The sequence below is a fragment of the Methylobacterium sp. PvR107 genome (assembly GCF_017833295.1).
GTDB lineage: Bacteria > Pseudomonadota > Alphaproteobacteria > Rhizobiales > Beijerinckiaceae > Methylobacterium.
The window spans coordinates 2,098,144-2,110,866 of record NZ_JAFIBW010000001.1; the positions used below are offsets into that span (position 1 = coordinate 2,098,144).

Here is a 12,723-nt window from a genome sequence, read left to right on the forward strand (position 1 = left end):
AGCCATGCCCTGCGCGGCAGTTGACGGTTCGGCCCTGGCACCTCACCACCGATTGAGGACAGCGGCACGGGACGGTGATGGACAGCGAGGCGGACGGGGGACTGATCCGGTCGGGCACACCGGTCTTCCGCCGCACGGCGCTGGCGCTGGCGGCGGCAGGGTTCTCGACCTTCGCGGTGCTCTACGCCGTCCAGCCGCTCCTGCCGATCTACGCGGACGATTTCGGCGTCTCGCCGGCCGAGAGCAGCCTGGCCCTGTCGCTGCCCTGCGCCCTGCTCGCGGTGGCGCTTCTCGTGGTCAGCCCGCTGTCGGAGATGTGGGGTCGCAAGCGCGTGATGCTGACCTCCCTGTTCGCCTCGGCGCTGCTGACGATCGTGGCCGCGCTGATCCCGGGCTGGCACGGCTTCCTCGTGCTCCGCGCGCTCACCGGCCTCACGGCGAGTGGGCTGCCGGCCGTCGCCATGGCCTACCTCGCAGAAGAGATGGACGTGAAGGCCATCGGCCTGTCGATGGGCCTGCTCGTCGGCGGCAATGCGCTCGGCGGCATGTCGGGCCGCCTGATCAGCGGCGTCATGGCCGACCACATGAACTGGCGCATCGGCCTCGCCACGATCGGGGCGCTCGCGCTCGCGGCGGCCCTGGCGTTCTGGCGCTGGCTGCCGCCTTCGCGCCGCTTCGTGCCGCGCCGTCTGGCGTGGCGCGACGTCCCGGGCACGTTCGGCCACCACTTCCGCGATGCCGGCCTGCCGTGGCTGTTCGCCGAGGCGTTCCTGCTGATGGGCGGCTTCGTCTGCATCTACAATTACATCGGCTTCCGCCTGCTCGACCCGCCGTTCTCGCTGAGCCAGACGGTGATCGGGCTGATCTTCTCGGTCTATGTCGCCGGGATGGTGAGCAGCCCGGTGACGGGGGAGCTCGCGAGCCGCTTCGGCCGGCGGCGCGTTTTGTGGGTCGCCACGGCGATCGCCCTCGCCGGCATCCTCATGACCCTGTCGGACCACATCCTGCTGATCATCGCGGGCGTCGTGGTGGCGACGGTGGGCTTCTTCGGCGCGCATTCCGTCGCCAGCAGCTGGGTCGGCCGGCGGGCGCTGCGCGACCGGGCGCAGGCCTCCTCGATCTATCTCGGCTTGTATTACCTGGGGTCGTCGGTGCTCGGCACGGCGGGCGGCTGGTTCTTCGCCCATTCCGGTTGGAACGGCGTGGTGCTGTTCGTCGGCGGCCTGTACGGTCTGGCGCTGATCATCGCCCTGCGCTTGTCGCGCCTCGCGCCGCTGGCGACCGGAGCCGGAGGGACATCATGAGCGCGCGCAGCCATGTCAGCCACGTCGTGGACCAGTTCGGCACCCAGGCTTCCGCCTACGTGACCAGTGCCGTGCATGCCGCGGGCGCCGATCTCGACCGGATCGGCGCGCTGATCCGCACGACGCCGGGCGCGCGGGTCCTCGATCTCGGCTGCGGCGGGGGTCACGTCGCCTTCGCGGCCGCCGCGGCCGGCGCCGCAGTCACCGCCTACGACCTCTCGGACGCCATGCTGGCGGCGGTGGCCGCCGAGGCGGCCCGCCGCGGTCTCCCGCGCATCGAGACCCGGCAGGGCGCCGCCGAGATCCTGCCCTTCCCGGAGGCGAGCTTCGACGCGGTGCTGACCCGCTACAGCGCCCATCACTGGCGCGACGTCCCGGCTGCCCTGGCTCAGGCGCGGCGGGTGCTGAAGCCGGGTGGGCTGCTGGTCGTCTGCGATATCGTCTCGCCCGAGGAGCCGCTCCTCGACACGCATCTGCAGGCGGTGGAGCTCCTGCGCGATCCCTCGCATGTGCGCGACTACCGCGTCTCGGAATGGCGCGCGCTGCTGGAGGCGGCGGGCTTCGAACACGGATCGCCCTCGGCGAGTCGGCCGCGCATGGAGTTCGCGAGCTGGATCGCCCGGATGCGCACGCCCGCGGTCAATGTTGCGGCGATCCGGGCCCTGCAGGCATCGGCCCCCGCGGAGGTGGCGACCTATTTCGCGATCGAGGCCGACGGCAGCTTCCTGCTCGACTCCGTGCTGATCGAGGCGCGCCCGCGCGGCGAGGCTGCGTAACGGAGGCGCGCCGAGCGTGCGCCGCGCGTTCGAGCGTTCCGGAGACGGTCATTGAGCCTCGCCGTCATTCGGGGGCGCCGGAGGCGAGCCCGGAATCCCGACGCACGTCGCCGCACAATCGTGCTTGACGGCGGGTCCGGATCCCGGGTTCCGCCGCGCGGCCCCGGGATGACGGCGGGGATCGATGACGGAGCAGCCACTCCGGACCGACCTCGACGCGACAGTCGATGTCCGGTCGGGATGAGGCTTGACCGTTGAAGCGTCTACACCCCGCACCCATCTTGGATGCCCGCACCACGAGAGGAAGCCGGTCCCGCCCGCCGGGCACGCGGCTCAATGAACCGGCCTGATCGAGCTTATCGTCGTCGTCCTGCTGATCGCGCTGAACGGCGTCTTCTCCCTGTCGGAGCTGGCTGTCGTCTCGGCGCGCAAGAGCCGGCTGCGCGCCCTCGCCGCCGACCGCCGCCCCGGCGCCAAGGCGGCGCTCGCCCTGGCCGAGGAGCCGGGCCGCTTCCTGTCCACCGTACAGATCGGCATCACGCTGATCGGCATCCTGTCAGGCGTGGTGTCGGGCGCAGCGCTCGGCGATCGGCTCGCGGTGATACTGATCGATCTCGACCTGCCGAAGGCCTGGGCCGACACGCTGGGCTATACGCTGGTGATCGGCGTGATCACCTACCTGTCGGTGATCATCGGCGAGCTGGTGCCGAAGCACCTCGCCCTGCGCAACCCGGAGCGGATCGCCTGCGCGGTGGCGCCCGGCATGCGCGTGGTCTCGCGGGCGGCCCTGCCGGCCGTCTGGCTGCTCGATGCCTCGACCCGGGCGGTGTTCCGCCTGATCGGCCAGGAGACCGAGAGCGCCAGCGCGGTGACCGAGGAGGAAATCCGCAGCCTCGTGGCGGAAGCGGAGACGGCGGGCGTCATCGAGGGCGACGAGCGCGCGATGATCTCCGGTGTGCTCCGCCTCGGCGACCGGCTGGTGCGCGGCGTCATGACCCCGCGCACCGACGTGGTCTGGATCGACCTCCAGGACGACCCGGATATCGTCCGCGCGCAGATCCTGGCGAGTCCCCATGCCCGCCTGCCCGTGGCCGATGGCGGCCCCGACACGATGATCGGCATCCTGCAGGTCCGCGACCTGCTCGGCCCCCTGTCGCGCGGCGAGCCCCTCGACCCGCGCGCCCATGTCCGCCCGGCCCCGGTGCTGCCCGATACCCTCGATGCCCTCTCCGCCCTCGAGACCCTGCGCAAGGCTCCGCTGCCGATCGCGCTGGTCCATGACGAGTACGGGCATTTCGACGGCCTCCTGACGCCCGCCGACATCCTCGACGCGATCGCGGGGGCGTTCCGGTCGGAAAATGTCGAGCCCGATGCGGTGCGCCGTCCGGACGGCTCCTGGCTGATCGCCGGCTCGATGCCGGCCGACGAGTTGGCCGACCAGCTCGGACTGCGGCTGCCGCCCTCGCGGGACTACGCGACGGCGGCGGGCCTCGTGATCGCGGCGCTTCAGCACCTGCCGGAGACCGGCGAGGCCTGCGAGATCGCCGGCTGGCGCTTCGAGGTAGTGGATCTCGACGGGCGCCGCGTCGACAAGCTGCTGGCGACCCGCCTTGAGGAGGTCGAGGCGGAGTAGCTCAGGCGGTCTCGCCGGCGAGCCGCCGCGCGGCGCGGTCGCGCCCGATCAGCGGCAGCAGGCCCGCCAGATCCGGGCCGCGCTCGAGCCCGGTCAGCGCGAGGCGCAGGGGCATGAACAGGCCCCGGCCCTTGGCGCCGGTGCGCGCCTTGATGTCGGCCGTCCAGGCCTTCCAGGTCTCAGGCCCGAAGGGCTCGGGCGGCAGGCTATCCCGGGCTGCCGCGATCACCGCCGGCTCGGTGATCACCGGCTCGAGCGGTCCGGTCGTCACCCGCCACCATTCGGCCGCCTCCGGCACCCGGTTGAGATTGGCCCGCACCGCCAGCCAGAGCGCCTCGGCGCTGTCGGCGGGGATGCCAAGCGCGGCCAGCCTTTCGGACACCTCGGCATACGGCATGGCGTGGACGAGGCGAGCGTTGAGGCCGTCGAGTTCCGCCGGATCGAACCGGGCCGGTGCCCGCGAGATCTCGCCGAGATCGATCAGCCCGGCCAGGGCGTCGAGGTCCGGCACGGCCCGCACCGACTCGGCCGAGCCGGTGAGCACGGCGAGCGAGCGTACCGCGGCAGGCTCGTAGCCGGCTTCGCGCAGGCCGCGCAAAGACAGGTGGCCGAGCCGCTTCGACAGCCCCTCCCCGTCCGCGGTCGTCAGCAGGTTGTGGTGGCCGAAGACCGGCACGGCAGCGCCGAGCGCCTCGAAGATCTGCACCTGCACGCCGGTGTTGGTGACGTGGTCCTCGCCTCGGATCACGTGGGTGATGCCCAGATCGGCATCGTCCACCACCGACGGCAGCGTGTAGAGATAGGTGCCGTCGGCCCGGATCAGCACGGGGTCGGACAACGACGCGCAATCGACATGGGCCGGGCCGCGCACGAGGTCGTCCCACGCCACCGTCCGGCCCTCCAGCAGGAAACGCCAGTGCGGCCGGCGGCCCTCGGCCTCCAGGGCGGCGCGCTCCTCGGCACCGAGCCGAAGCGCCGCCCGGTCATAGATCGGCGGCTGGCCGCGCCCGAGCTGGCGCTTGCGGCGCCGCTCCAGCTCCTCTTGCGTCTCGTAGCAGGGGTAGAGCCGGCCCGCCGCGCGCAGGCGATCGGCGGCGGCATCGTGCTGGGCCTTGCGCGCGCTCTGCCGGGCGAACAGGTCGGGCACGATGCCGAGCCAGGCCAGATCCTCCTCGATCGCCGCGGCGAACACCTCGGTCGAGCGCTCCGCGTCGGTGTCGTCGAGGCGCAGCAGGAACTGGCCGCCGGTCCTGCGGGCGAACAGGGCATTGAGCAGGGCCGGCCGGGCATTGCCGATATGGAGATAGCCGGTCGGCGACGGCGCGAAGCGGACGAGAGTCATGATCCGCTCTGTAGCCGATCTCGCGGCAAATTGGTGCCGGCATTCGTGGCGGCGCCTCCCTGCTCGGACGCGCTACCCAGAGCCGCGAAAACCGGTCAGAACGCCCCGCTGGGTGCGGTGCAGGATGTGGCGGCATGGCGACGGACGAGACGGCCGACATCGTGGTGGTCGGCGGCGGGATGGTCGGGCTTGCCAGCGCCATCGCGCTGAAGGGCCGCGGCCTCGACGTCGTCCTGTGCGACCCCGGCGAGGCCCGGGCCCGGACCTCCTACGGAAATGCCGGCGTGGTCAGCCGCGGCTCCATCCTGCCGATGGCGAGCCCTGCCTTCTGGGGCAAGCTCCCGGCCTATCTCCGCAACGCCGACCGCGGCCTGCGCCTGAACTACGCGCATCTCCCGCAGGTCGTCTCCTACGGTGCGCATTTCATGGCCGCCGCGCGGGCCTCGCGCTGGCGCCGGGCCGCGGCGGCGCTGCTGCCGCTGACGAGCGCCGCCTATCCGGCCCATGAGCGTCTGGCGGCCCGGGCCGGCACCACCGACCGGCTCCAGCGCACCGGCTGGCTGAAAGCCTACCGCACCGAGTCCGCCTTCGCGTCTGCCGCGCTGGAGCGCGCGATCCTGGCTGAGCACGGCGTCGCCTTCGAGATCCTCGGCACTTCGGACCTGCGCGATCTCGAGCCGGCCCTGGTGCGGCCCTATGCGCGGGCGATGCTGCTCACCGAGACCGGCTCCGTGCGCGAACCGGGGCGCCTCATCGAGGCCTGCGAGACGCTGTTCGCCAGCCTCGGCGGGCGATTGCTGCGCGGTAGCGTCGGGCGGCTGGCGCCGGAAGCGGGTGGCTGGGCGGTCGCCCACGAGGCCGGCACGGTGCGGGCCCGGCAGGTCGTGCTGGCGGCCGGCGCCGCGTCGGGGAAGATCGCCGGGACGCTCGGATATCGCTTCGCGGTGGCGGCCGAGCGCGGCTATCACCGCCACTTCGCCCTGCACCCGGCGAGCCCGCCGCTGACCCGGCCGGTTCTCGACACGGGCGCAGGCTCCATCCTCTCCCCGATGGGCGACCATCGCGTCCGGGTGCTTTCGGGCGTGGAACTCAACGCCCGCGACGCGGCGCCGGACTACACGCAGATCGAGGCGGCTGCCGAGGAGGCCGCCGGGACATTGCGGCTCGGCGGCCCCCTGGACAACGAGCCATGGCTCGGGTCGCGTCCGTCGACGCCGGATGGCCTGCCGGTGATCGGCCGGGCGCCCCGGCACGCGGGGCTGCTGTTCGCCTTCGGCCACGGCCATATCGGGCTCTCGACCGGCCCGATCACCGGCGAGATCGTCGCCGATCTCGCCACCGGCCGGTCGCCGGCCGTGCCGGTCGCCCCCTTCGCGCCCGAGCGGCTGCTGCGCTGGCCGCGCCCGTTCTGAGCGTCAGCGCCAGTCGTAGGGGTTGTAGGGGTCCAGCGCAGCCTGAACCTTGCGCAGGACGTCCGGCTGGCGCTGGAGGTCGGCCTCCCGGGCGAGCGCCCGCAGGAACGCGCGCGGTCCGTGCTCCAGGTCGCGGGTCAGGCCATTGTAGCGGTCGGACGGCTCAGCATGGGGCGGATTGACGGCGACGCGGTATTCGAGGCCGCAATTGGGCGGATCGATGCCAAGGCGATAACAGATCCGCACGCGGGCGAAGGGCGCGTCCGGGCGATAATCGACCCGGTAGCCGCCGAACCGGAAGGCGCCGCCTGTTGCGCGTTCGGCATAGGCCAGGGTCCGCGCCACCGTGGTGAAGCCGGCGGTACGCCGGTCGCGCACGAGGTCGATGGCCGCGCGCTCGGAGGGGACGAAGGGCTGCGCGCAGGCCGCGGTGGAGACGAGCGCAGCGAGGAGGGCGGGAGCGAGGGCTCTCATGGCTTCTTCATGCAGACGGCGACGGGTTGTGCATCCTTGGCGGCCTTCGCGGTCATGTCGAGGCAGCCGACCGTGGACACGCCGTCCGTTACGGTCACGGACGGGACAACCGCCATGCCCCGGCAATAGGCGCCGATCAATTCCTCATCCCGGTGGCAGGCCACGTCGAGCCGGATCTGGCTGCTCATGGCCGGGCCCGGCGGACCCGCCGGTCCGGCGGCACCCCGCTCGCCCCCCGGTCCACGCTCGCCCGTCGCACCGTTCAGGCCCGCGGGCCCCTGTGGCCCCGGCGGCCCCTGATCGCCCTTCGGGCCGGGCGGCCCGGCCGGTCCCGGCTTCGGCGCCTCGCAACCGGCGAGCGCGACCACCGCGACCGCACTGGCAACGATCGCGATCAGAGGGAACCTCATGCGCTTCTCCGGCCACGCTGGCTGGCGACGAAGTGGCGCGAGGGACTTCCGCGTCAACTGCGGAAAGCCCCGGCGACGCGCGCAGCCCAAGAACGTGATCACGGCAAACGAGCGCGATGGCGACGAAGATTCAGGAGTCGAAGAGAGGTCGGATACCGCTCTCGACTGCAGCGAAGCGGCCTCCCGGGAGGCCGCGCCGGAATGACGGGTCTCCGGGATCCGTGCCCGCGGCGACCCTGGATCAGTCGTCGCGGTAGACCCGCTCGCGCCGCTCGTGCCGCTCCTGAGCCTCGAGCGAGAGCGTCGCGATCGGCCGCGCATCGAGTCGGCGCAGCGAGATCGGCTCGCCGGTCTCCTCGCAGAAGCCGTAGGAGCCGTCCTCGATTCGGGCGAGCGCCGCGTCGATCTTGCCGGTGAGCTTGCGCTGGCGGTCCCGCGCCCGCAGCTCGATTGCCCGGTCCGTCTCGGACGAGGCGCGATCCGCGAGATCGGGGTGGTTCTCGTTCTCGCTCTGCAGCGCGACGAGGGTATCCTGCGCCTCGCGCAGGATGTCGTTCTTCCAGCTCAACAGCTTGCGCCGAAAATATTCGCGCTGCCGGTCGTTCATGAAGGGCTCGTCGTCGGACGGGACGTAGCCGTCCTCCAGCGTCACCTTCGCCATGCGTCACCCTCGCTGGATTCAAACCGCCCACCAGGGGATGGCCGGTGCGCGGCGATCACGTGAGGTGCCGTATAGTCGAGGCGATCTAGCGGGACAACGCGCCGTGAAGCCGGGCTTGTATCCGGCGGTCACTGCAGCGCCACGTGCGGCAAACAGGCCACGGTACAGATCTTTTACTCTGTCATATGCGTCCGCAACCGTACAATCGCCGCGGCGATTTCTGTCGTCAGGGTCCGCGCCAGGGGCAGCCGGTAATGCGTCTGGTCGAAGAACAAGTCGGGATTCGCCGTCTCGGCGCGGCCGTTTCGCCAATCCACGACCGCGCTGAGCCCGTGGGTCGCCAGGACGGTCCGCACCTGGGCCCGGCAGGCGGCCTCCGCGCCGCTCCGCATACTTCCGGGCGGGGGCTCGGCGCGGGCGTAGACGGGCGGGAAGACGAGCACCACCGGGGTCTGCGCGGGGATGCGCCCAAGTTCGGCCCGCAGCCGTTCGGCGATCGGGAACGGGCCGCCGTGATGCGGCTCGGGTTCGGGCCCGACCGGCCGCTCCAGCGCGGCCTTCTTGGCGGGATCGATGCCGAAACCCTGGCTGAGATAATTGTGCTCGTAGTCCCACCAGCCGTCGGCGGCGGCCGTCTTGTGGTGGCGATTCAGGAGCCAGCCGACCCGGTTGATCGTCTCCTGGGCGGCCGTGAAGCGGAGGAGGCCGCGCAGGTAGGTCGGCCACTCGTCCAGAAGCCAGTACGGAAAGCCGTGCTCGCTCGGGAAGGCGGGATCGTCCGCGCACCAGAACGCGTCGGCCGAGAGCACGATCGCCTCGGGCCGCGCATGGTGCTGCAGGTACCAGCCGAGCAGCGCGAATTGCTCCGACGGGCCGGTGGCGGGAACCGAGAGCTGGACGAAGGGGATGCCGGTGAGCCGGCTCAGCGCCGCCGGCTCGATGAGCTGGATGTGCGAGTTGCCGATCACCGCGCCGGAATAGGCCGGGTCGCGGCCGCGGACGGCCGACGCGGTGCGCGGTCCCTGCGGGCGGACCGCGCCCTGGGACAGCAGGGTCGAGCGACCGGTGTCGTAGGGATCGACCAGCGCCGCGAGGCCGAGATAGGCCGCAAACAGCGCGACCATCGACAGGAACAGGGTTCCGGCAAAACGCCGCCAATCCCGATCCGTGGTGCGCTGGGAGACCGCCATCCTCAGAACTGGAAATAGATGAACTCGTAGTTCGCATCGTCGCCGATCTTGAGCAGGACGAGCACGAACAGGAGTGCGAAGCCGAAGGCGAGAAGGCGTCGCGGCGGCAGGCGGTGGACCGCCGCCCAGGCCGTCGGCCCGGCCGTCGCCACCAGCGCCGCCACCGCGATGGTGCGCCACTTGAAGCCCGAGCCCTTGGGCGCGAGCCCGAACAGGCCCTTGAAGATCGCCAGCGCCGCCTCGAAGCTTGTCGCCCGGAACAGCACCCAGGTCAGCACCACGAACAGGCTGGTCAGCGCCCAGCCGAGCGGGGCCGGGATCGCGATCCGGGCGCGGCGCGTCAGCACCCCCGCGCCGAGGCCGAGCCCGTGCAGGGCGCCCCAGGCCAGGAAGGTCAGGCCGGCCCCGTGCCAGAGGCCGCCCAGCGTCATGGTGGCGGCGAGCGCTCCAACCTGGCGCGGCAGTCCGCGGCGATTGCCGCCCATCGGGATGTAGAGGTAGTCGCGGAGGAAGCGCGACAGCGTCATGTGCCAGCGCCGCCAGAAATCGCTCAGCGAGGTGGCGCGGTAGGGCACGTCGAAATTCTGCGGCAGGACGAGGCCGAACAGCAGCGCGATACCGAGGGCCATGTCGGTGTAGCCGGAGAAGTCGAAATAGATCTGGAAGGTGAAGCCCAGCGTCGCCTGCCAAGCCTCGACGACCGTGACGGCCTTCCCGGCGGCGGCCGCCTGGAACACCGGATTCACGTAGTCCGCGAGCGGATCGCCGAGGAACACCTTCTTGGCCAGGCCCACCGTGAGCAGCATCAGGCCGCGGGCGAAGCGCTCGGCGGCGTCGGGCCGCGCGTAGGGGGCCTCGTCGAACTGGTGCATGATCTCGCTCCAGCGCACGAGCGGGCCGGCGAGAACCTGCGGGAAGAACGCGATGTAGAGGGCGTATTTCACCAGCCCGAAGGCCGGCGCCCGGCCGGCCCGCAGGTCGGCGAGGTACATGATGTGATGGAAGGTGAAGAACGAGATGCCCAGCGGCAGAGCCAGGCCGAGGCGCTGGGCCCCGAGCCCGGGGATCAGGTTGGCGAGGTCGGCCAAGAAGTCGAGGTACTTGAACACCCCGAGGAGCGCGAGGTTGGCGGCGATGGCGGCCGGGATCAGCCAGCGCCCGGGCCACCGGCGATAGATTCGGGCCACGCACCAGTTCGCCAGGATCGAGCCGGCGAGCAGCGGCACGAAGCGCACGTCCCACCAGCCATAGAAGACGAAGGACAGGCCGACGAGGAGCGGCAGCCGCCACGTGGGCGCGGCGCGCGCCACGAGCCCGTGCAGGATCAGGGCAGCCGGCAGGAAGGCGAGGAGGAAGACGAAGGAGTTGAACAGCATCGGGCGAGGCGGCGCGGAGGAGCCCGGATGGGCCGCCGTTGTCTCCGAGCGGAAGGGACCGCCTTGTCGAGGATCAGGGGCGGCCCGTCAATCGCCGGCCGACGCGCGGCGCTCGGTCGTGCCCGACGTCCCGCCGCGACCGATCATCCGGCCGGCCGCGGCGGATCCTGATGCGGGGCGCTTACGTCGGCGCCGGGACCGGTGTCGCCAGCGGCTTGCCCTTCTGCACCGTGAAGGTGACGAACAGCTTGCTCGCCTGCGGTCCGTTCTTCAGCGTGTGCGGCGTTTCCGGCGAAGTCACCCAGGAGCTGCCGGGCTTGATCTGCTGCATCTCCGTGTCCTTGACGCGGAACTCGCCGATGCCTTCCAGCACGTAGCCCGCCTCGGTGCCGGGATGGGTGTGCCAGTCGATGAGGAAGTTCGGCTCGACATCGACGATGACTTGAAGCGTCTCGTAACCCTGCGTCGGGCCATCGATACGGGACGTAATCGTCCGTTTTATTCCGCTCGGCGCCTGTGCCGATGCGTCTTCCGCCACGAGGCCGATCGCTGCGCAAAGCGCACAACCGGTGAACATCCGCCTGGTCAACATGCGCTTTCTCCCCTCGTGCCCGACACGGCCCTATTGGGCCCGGTCAGGTCGACAGATCACCCATCACAACTCGCACATACTCTTCGACAGAATTCATTACGATCCGATTTCATCTCGGTCGACAGTCTATCGACTGCACGTACAGTTGTAAGCGCAATCGTTCTTTCTGACAATGCAGGTGATTATCTAAAATCAAGACTCGTTGCAGACGCCGCATCATCGGCGCTGCGGCTCACGCGCTGCGCCGGGCCGCCTCGATGGTCAGGCCGAGCCCCACCGAACCAAACGTGTCGCCCTCGACGACGCGCGCGGTCGGCAGGGCGCCGGTCAGCGCGGCGCGCAGGTGCGGCAGGCCGGTGGAGCCGCCGGTGAGGAACAGGGCGTCGATCCGCTCCCGCGACAGTTCGGCCTGAGTCAGGCATCGGTCGATGCGCGCCGCTACGGCGCGGGCGAGGTCGCCGGTCTGCGCCGACAAGGTCGCGCGATCGACCGGCGTCGCCAAGCCGCGCTCCACGAAGCCGAGATCGAGCACCGCCGCGTCGCGCTCGGAGGCCGCGATCTTCGCGCCCTCGACCAGACCCGCGAGGGCATGCCCGCGCTCGCCTTCGACGACCTCGCGCAGCCGCCCGACGAGGTCGGGCCTGGCGCAGTCGCGGATCACCTCGTCGATCTCCCGCAGGGTCCTGGCATTGTAGAGGCGGTTGATCGCCGACCACGTGGCGAGATCGTGGAAATAGGCGTTCGGCACGGCGAGATCGCCCCGGCGCATCGGGCTGCCGAGGCCGAGCAGCGGCATGACCGTACCGAGGCTGAGCTGCCGGTCGAAGTCGGTTCCGCCGATGCGCACGCCGTCATTGGCCAGGATGTCGCCGGCCCGGTCCGGGCGCCCCCGCCGCTCGGGCGACAGGCGAACGATCGAGAAGTCCGACGTGCCGCCGCCGATATCGGCCACCAGCGCGATCTCCTCGGACCGGACCTGCCGCTCGTAATCGAGCGCCGCGGCGATCGGCTCGTACTGGAACGCGACCTCCCGGAAACCGACGTCGCGGGCGATCTCGCGGAGCGTATCCTCGGCACGCCGGTCAGCCTCCGGATCGCCGTCGACGAAATGGACCGGCCGGCCGTGGACCACGGTGTCGAGGACATCGCCGCAGGCCGCCTCGGCCCGGGCCTTCACCGCCGTGAGATAGCGGGCGATCACGTCGCGCAGGCGCAGGCGCTGCCGCCCGACCGGTGTCGCCTCCTCCATGAGCGGCGTGCCGAGCACCGATTTCAGGCCGCGCATCAGCCGCCCCGACCGGCCCTCGACATAGGCCGCCGTGGCCGCCCGGCCGATCACCGGGTCGCGGCCGAGTTCGAAGAAGATCGCGCTCGGGATCGTCCGGTGCGCCTCCTCCAGCGGGAGCAGGGTCGGTCCGTCCGGACCATTGTGGCCGAGCGTGGTGTTCGACGTGCCGAAATCGAGGCCGCAGGCCGCCATCGTGTCGTGGGTCCGGATTTTCGCAGGGAGGGGCGTGGCCCTACAGGGCCGGAGCGCCCGGGTCCAGGCCGGC

The 12,723-nt window shown here is 71.2% G+C and carries 12 protein-coding genes; 4 read left to right on the forward strand and 8 right to left on the reverse strand.

What is annotated here, in order from left to right:
• Positions 1 to 77: 77 nt before the first annotated feature.
• The 3 genes from JOE48_RS09855 (at position 78) to JOE48_RS09865 (ending at position 3,713) form a co-directional block, all read left to right on the forward strand.
• Positions 78 to 1,304, forward strand: a complete 1,227-nt coding sequence (locus JOE48_RS09855; RefSeq protein ID WP_210029480.1) for an MFS transporter — start codon at positions 78 to 80, stop codon at positions 1,302 to 1,304.
• Positions 1,301 to 2,080, forward strand: coding sequence for a class I SAM-dependent methyltransferase (locus JOE48_RS09860; protein ID WP_210029481.1), 780 nt, complete (start codon positions 1,301 to 1,303; stop codon positions 2,078 to 2,080). The genes JOE48_RS09855 and JOE48_RS09860 overlap by 4 nt, the downstream gene beginning before the upstream one ends.
• Before the next feature lie 346 nt (positions 2,081 to 2,426).
• Complete coding sequence (locus tag JOE48_RS09865) at positions 2,427 to 3,713, forward strand: hemolysin family protein (protein ID WP_210035674.1); 1,287 nt, start codon at positions 2,427 to 2,429, stop codon at positions 3,711 to 3,713.
• A gap of 1 nt (position 3,714) precedes the next feature.
• Here JOE48_RS09865 and JOE48_RS09870 read toward each other — a convergent pair whose 3' ends face one another.
• A complete protein-coding gene (locus JOE48_RS09870; protein ID WP_210029482.1) occupies positions 3,715 to 5,055 on the reverse strand; it encodes a glutamate--tRNA ligase in 1,341 nt (446 codons plus the stop codon).
• A gap of 134 nt (positions 5,056 to 5,189) precedes the next feature.
• On the opposite strand from JOE48_RS09870, the gene JOE48_RS09875 reads away from it, so the two are divergent.
• A complete protein-coding gene (locus tag JOE48_RS09875; protein ID WP_210029483.1) occupies positions 5,190 to 6,467 on the forward strand; it encodes an FAD-binding oxidoreductase in 1,278 nt (425 codons plus the stop codon).
• Positions 6,468 to 6,470: 3 nt separating this feature from the next.
• Here JOE48_RS09875 and JOE48_RS09880 read toward each other — a convergent pair whose 3' ends face one another.
• The 7 genes from JOE48_RS09880 to JOE48_RS09910 form a co-directional block, all read right to left on the reverse strand.
• Positions 6,471 to 6,941, reverse strand: a complete 471-nt coding sequence (locus JOE48_RS09880) for a hypothetical protein (RefSeq protein ID WP_210029484.1) — start codon at positions 6,939 to 6,941, stop codon at positions 6,471 to 6,473.
• A complete protein-coding gene (locus JOE48_RS09885; protein WP_210029485.1) occupies positions 6,938 to 7,351 on the reverse strand; it encodes a hypothetical protein in 414 nt (137 codons plus the stop codon). Before JOE48_RS09885 ends, JOE48_RS09880 begins: the two co-directional genes overlap by 4 nt.
• A gap of 241 nt (positions 7,352 to 7,592) precedes the next feature.
• Entirely contained in the window at positions 7,593 to 8,012 is a 420-nt protein-coding gene (gene dksA / locus JOE48_RS09890; protein ID WP_210029488.1) for an RNA polymerase-binding protein DksA, read from the reverse strand.
• Between the two features lie 173 nt (positions 8,013 to 8,185).
• Entirely contained in the window at positions 8,186 to 9,202 is a 1,017-nt protein-coding gene (locus JOE48_RS09895; RefSeq protein WP_210029490.1) for a hypothetical protein, read from the reverse strand.
• A 2-nt stretch (positions 9,203 to 9,204) separates the two neighbouring features.
• Positions 9,205 to 10,578, reverse strand: a complete 1,374-nt coding sequence (locus tag JOE48_RS09900) for an MBOAT family O-acyltransferase (RefSeq protein WP_210029491.1) — start codon at positions 10,576 to 10,578, stop codon at positions 9,205 to 9,207.
• Between the two features lie 181 nt (positions 10,579 to 10,759).
• Positions 10,760 to 11,170: a cupin domain-containing protein gene (locus JOE48_RS09905; protein WP_210029492.1), complete on the reverse strand. Its 411-nt coding sequence runs from the start codon at positions 11,168 to 11,170 to the stop codon at positions 10,760 to 10,762.
• A 232-nt stretch (positions 11,171 to 11,402) separates the two neighbouring features.
• A complete protein-coding gene (locus JOE48_RS09910; protein ID WP_210029493.1) occupies positions 11,403 to 12,650 on the reverse strand; it encodes an Hsp70 family protein in 1,248 nt (415 codons plus the stop codon).
• Positions 12,651 to 12,723 lie beyond the last annotated feature (73 nt).

Bases quoted from the DNA above. Each gene is read 5' to 3' on its own strand.
- JOE48_RS09855 (WP_210029480.1), top strand. From the start codon at position 78: ATGGACAGCGAGGCGGACGGGGGACTGATCCGGTCGGGCACACCGGTC.
- JOE48_RS09860 (WP_210029481.1), top strand. From the start codon at position 1,301: ATGAGCGCGCGCAGCCATGTCAGCCACGTCGTGGACCAGTTCGGCACC.
- JOE48_RS09870 (WP_210029482.1), bottom strand. From the start codon at position 5,055: ATGACTCTCGTCCGCTTCGCGCCGTCGCCGACCGGCTATCTCCATATC.
- JOE48_RS09875 (WP_210029483.1), top strand. From the start codon at position 5,190: ATGGCGACGGACGAGACGGCCGACATCGTGGTGGTCGGCGGCGGGATG.
- JOE48_RS09880 (WP_210029484.1), bottom strand. From the start codon at position 6,941: ATGAGAGCCCTCGCTCCCGCCCTCCTCGCTGCGCTCGTCTCCACCGCG.
- JOE48_RS09885 (WP_210029485.1), bottom strand. From the start codon at position 7,351: ATGAGGTTCCCTCTGATCGCGATCGTTGCCAGTGCGGTCGCGGTGGTC.
- dksA (WP_210029488.1), bottom strand. From the start codon at position 8,012: ATGGCGAAGGTGACGCTGGAGGACGGCTACGTCCCGTCCGACGACGAG.
- JOE48_RS09895 (WP_210029490.1), bottom strand. From the start codon at position 9,202: ATGGCGGTCTCCCAGCGCACCACGGATCGGGATTGGCGGCGTTTTGCC.
- JOE48_RS09900 (WP_210029491.1), bottom strand. From the start codon at position 10,578: ATGCTGTTCAACTCCTTCGTCTTCCTCCTCGCCTTCCTGCCGGCTGCC.
- JOE48_RS09905 (WP_210029492.1), bottom strand. From the start codon at position 11,170: ATGTTGACCAGGCGGATGTTCACCGGTTGTGCGCTTTGCGCAGCGATC.
- JOE48_RS09910 (WP_210029493.1), bottom strand. From the start codon at position 12,650: ATGGCGGCCTGCGGCCTCGATTTCGGCACGTCGAACACCACGCTCGGC.